Below are 3,906 nucleotides of genomic sequence, written 5' to 3' on the forward strand. Positions count from 1 at the left end.
GGCCAGAACTCCCCGGTGAGCTTGTCGAAATACCCGCCCTGGCACTTACGGATGTCGGCCTCAGTGCCGAGCGCATCGCGTGCCGAGATGGGCGACTTCCACCACCGCAGTTCGCGGCGGGATTCTTCGTTGAGGCCACCGACGCCGTGCGTGCGAAAGCCCTTCGGAAACATGCCAGCTACAACGCTGGTGAACTTGGACGCGTACTTGGCGAGATAGCCAACCGCATTACGCGCTTTCTCAATCTGACTGCTGCCATGTGGCCACCAGCCACGACGGTCCACCTTGCCGAAGTACATGCCCTTCGGAACCCAAATCAGGAGGTGGTAGTGGGGTCTGCCACGCTGGGTGAGCTCGCCCACCCAGAGGTAACGGAACACCTCACCCGCGAGCCGTCGGAGCCGAGAGACAGTTCGATTGAAGTGGCCGCGCATGCGCTTAAGTAACTCGCTAACGTCACGAGCGCCGCTACTGCTTCCGTCTCTGTAGGTGAGCGTGAGCATGTACCACGCGCCACGGCGCGATCCTTTCTTCGCTTCTTGGTCATGAAGGCGTGCACTCGTAATGACGGACTTTCGCAGCCGCTGCGCCCGCTGGAGAAGCGGATCAATCTCAATGGACAGACGACCGGTCTTCGACGCGGTGTCACTTGTTTTGTAATGGACAAGCCCAAGGGCCAGCGCTTCGCGCTGGCCCTCAGGGGTCAGCGCGAGCGGCGCTGCTTTCATGTATTCCGACAGGGAAGCGCCAGAAGCGCGCTTGTGGCGCGAGACGCTTTCAGAGGCCATCTCGGTACGGCGTGACGCGGCCTGCATCTGACCAACGGACGCGTCGAAGGCGACCAACTCGGCGCTCGGCGGCGGCGGCATGGCGTCCAGGCGGATGCGTGCGTTCTTGCTGGTGCAGGCAACGCACAGCCGACCGGGGAACAGGTAGACCGTGGATTCGCCGCAGAAAGAGCAGCAGACGTCAGTCACGGCGGATATCCGCCGACGCGCGGGCAACGAAAGCAGCGTCACGAATCACGCGGGTTTTGTCTTGCTCGCGGCGGTCCAGTACCCACGCCCCGAGTCGAGCCAGACCGATCAGCACGCAGGCCGCTGCTACGACGGCTACGGTGAACATCAGACCTTCCATGCCCTGCCCCTACCCCCAGCCCATAGAATCCCCGCCACGGCCTAGGGGAGCCGGGACGGGGTGCATCCACACGCGTGGATACGGGGCACTGTATAAACGTGCGTGGATGCTCTTGTCAACAGGCGTGGATATGACGACCCAAGAAAAACTGATCGAAGCCCTCAAGACGGCCTTCCCAGAAGAGTCGCAGGCGGCACTCGCGCGGCGGGCAGGACTGAGCGTCCAGCGCTTCAACAACTACTGCACTGGCATCCGGACGATGGACGTGGACGCGGTGATCGGGTGCGCCCAGGCGCTAGGGTGGGACGTCCGGAAAGCAGTCGCAGACCATGAGATTGAGACGGCGCCCTCCCCGAGAGTGAAAGCCCTTTGGAGGAAGCTAGCCGCCACGGCGATGGTCATGGCCATTTCGCTCGGAATAGGCGCAACGCCTACTGTCGCAACGGCTAACCCCGGGTCGGCAGGTACGGAATGTATATTATGTAAGGGCACTGATGGCATGGCTGGCACGGATGTTGCCTCTGCTACCGTCTCACCCAACGAGACGGAACCTCGCCCATGCGTGATCGCACTCTAACCGGCCCTTGGGCCGGTTTTTCGTTCAAAGGTGGCCGGCTGGTCACGCCCGAAGGACGCGAGCTGCTGCCGGAGGATCTGGCTTGGCTGTCACTCACTGCTGCGATCGCGCAGGAATGGCGAGCCATGATGGACGACACGCGCCGCGGATATGAGCCGAAGGACCGTCACGGAAAGCCTTGCGGCAGTAGTCGATCCAAGGGCGTCCGTATGGCCACACGCACCAAATCGGTGGTCAATCTGAGGGACTACGTGCGCAGGTCCTATGAGAAGCGATCATCAGTGGTGGATCCCGGCCCCGGCGCCGCACCTACACCAGCAGTCCAGACGGACCGTGGGCATGCGTCCCACGTGCGCGGGTGAAGCGTTGACCGTAGGGGCGCTGCCCCTACACCCCAGTGGAACGGCGGCGAACCTCGGCGTCGTGCTGGCGCAGCGCTCGCCGTACCCGCCAGATCTCGTAGCCCATCTTTGCCGACGCGGCAAACGCCGCGAGCGCAGCCAGTGCCAGGACAACATCCATGCGGCCTCCCAATTGAATGGCACTCAACAGTGCCAGATGGCCGACATAGTAGCCGTAGAACGCCCAGCGCGTGCGCGGCACGGTCCACGACAGATCCCCGAGCAGGAACACCGGCAGCGCCAGAAACGCCCATCCGTTGCCGTTGTAGGCGCCGAGCATGCACCACGGCAGCACCATCACGAACGGGAAATCTCGCCAGTCCGCCAGCGTCTCGAAATACAGACCGTTGATGCTGGCACCAGCCTGGGGCAGGTCATCCCGACGCGACCGGAACCAGTGCCATGCCGCAAGGACGAACACTATCCCGGCCCACTGATAGTCAACCAACAGAGGCGCTGGGACGACCGCTAGAACCAACGCGACCCAGCGGCGTGACAGGATGCACCACACACCAAATGCGGCGAGTGCGAACGAGAGCAGTACGTTCAGCGGTAGCCAGTACCCGAATGCAACCGCATGAAACGGCTGAGCAACGATGCCCCACACGAGAAGCCGACGAACCGACTTGCCCACATCAGCACCTGGCTGCGCGAGGTTGTAGGCCATGACGAGCGCAAAAATCGGGAACGCGATCCGCCCCAGCTCGCTGACCACCGGGACGTATCCGCCGAAAAACACCTTTGCCACATGGTCGCCAGTCATCAGCACCACGGCCAGCCACTTGAGAGCCTCACGCGCGCCGCTGGTCATCACATTTCCCTCGACGTGGCTGCTGCCTTAGTTTCCGTGACATAGGGCTTGGACTCGGGGAACGAACCCAGCGACCGCGTTTGCTTGGTCAGCACGCTCCCTGTCAGTCCCATCACCTCACCCTGCCCTGCGATCTGCTGCGGCTGAGCGGGCTGCTGGGGCTGCATCTGCGGCCTATTGTCACGGCGCTCCCTGTACGGGTTGTAGACCGGCCCGTAGCGGGCCAACGTCCGACACTCGGGCTGGCTGATGTCGTAGGCCGTGCCCTGTTCGGTGATGCACGTGCAGCTACCCGCCTGCTTCTTCCCGTCGCCGTCCAGACCTTCCATGGACGACATGCAGACCAGCAACGGGTCCGCAGTGGCGTTGCGGTCATCAAAGACTGGCGCAGTCCAGGGCATGGTGGCGATTCTGGGCAGATGGTCCTTTGCATACGCAGAGGCTGACTGCCAACGGGGTTGATGCGGCTTTGCATCGGACTGACCGGCGGACACAGGGGGCGCATCGGCTGACGCCGATTGCGCCCCCTCTGAGGTCGACGTTGCGGCCATCGCGGACGGCTTGAGCATTTCGTATGCAAGGTAGGCCAGAAGGATGGCAGCGACAGCCAGCGCCGGAAGCGCCATCACCTTCCATGGAATGCGCGGCTTGATCGTGTGGATCTCCGCCGACTTGTACTGGCCGAATATCTGTGACGGAAGCAGGCGAGTGGTTCGCTGGGCAAGATCACGCTTCGCTGAGGACTTGATTTCTTCGTTCAATTCGCCCCAGCGGAACACGTCGATCATCTTGGTGCCGAATCTGCGCACCACATGAGAGTGCGTGCCGATGAGCCCGCGAACGAACGGATACAGCTGATTGGGCTGCTGCGTCGTCCACACAAAGTCCAGGCCGCGATGCCGGTGTTCGGCGAGGTCAAGAACATGCTTGGGCGTCTGCTGCCGCGTGGCGTCATGAAGGTGGCCGAACCACTTCCACGC

At 62.7% G+C, this 3,906-nt stretch carries 4 protein-coding genes and 1 pseudogene; 1 reads left to right on the forward strand and 4 read right to left on the reverse strand.

Annotated elements, in window-relative coordinates:
- Both KVS69_RS17565 and KVS69_RS17570 read right to left on the reverse strand, forming a co-directional pair.
- A partial coding sequence (locus tag KVS69_RS17565; protein WP_254622257.1) for a replication initiation protein occupies positions 1-869 on the reverse strand: 869 nt, incomplete at its 3' end.
- Between the two features lie 100 nt (positions 870-969).
- On the reverse strand, positions 970-1,125 hold the full coding sequence (locus KVS69_RS17570; RefSeq protein ID WP_217538080.1) for a hypothetical protein: 156 nt from the start codon (positions 1,123-1,125) through the stop codon (positions 970-972).
- A gap of 570 nt (positions 1,126-1,695) precedes the next feature.
- Here KVS69_RS17570 and KVS69_RS17575 point away from each other — a divergent pair.
- Positions 1,696-2,076: a DUF3653 domain-containing protein gene (locus tag KVS69_RS17575; RefSeq protein WP_217539232.1), complete on the forward strand. Its 381-nt coding sequence runs from the start codon at positions 1,696-1,698 to the stop codon at positions 2,074-2,076.
- Positions 2,077-2,260: 184 nt separating this feature from the next.
- Here the strand turns inward: KVS69_RS17575 and KVS69_RS17580 are convergent.
- Positions 2,261-2,926 (reverse strand): annotated as a pseudogene (locus tag KVS69_RS17580) (TraX family protein); the annotation flags it as partial.
- Positions 2,926-3,906 (reverse strand): zonular occludens toxin domain-containing protein (locus tag KVS69_RS17585; RefSeq protein ID WP_217539236.1); only part of this gene is annotated, 981 nt, incomplete at its 5' end. The pseudogene KVS69_RS17580 and the gene KVS69_RS17585, both read right to left, overlap by 1 nt.

The sequence above is a fragment of the Stenotrophomonas sp. GbtcB23 genome, assembly GCF_019091045.1.
Lineage (GTDB): Bacteria > Pseudomonadota > Gammaproteobacteria > Xanthomonadales > Xanthomonadaceae > Stenotrophomonas > Stenotrophomonas rhizophila_A.

What these genes read in the sequence shown, in the direction of transcription:
- KVS69_RS17570 (WP_217538080.1), bottom strand. Translation starts at nt 1,125, where the DNA reads ATGTTCACCGTAGCCGTCGTAGCAGCGGCCTGCGTGCTGATCGGTCTG.
- KVS69_RS17575 (WP_217539232.1), top strand. Translation starts at nt 1,696, where the DNA reads ATGCGTGATCGCACTCTAACCGGCCCTTGGGCCGGTTTTTCGTTCAAA.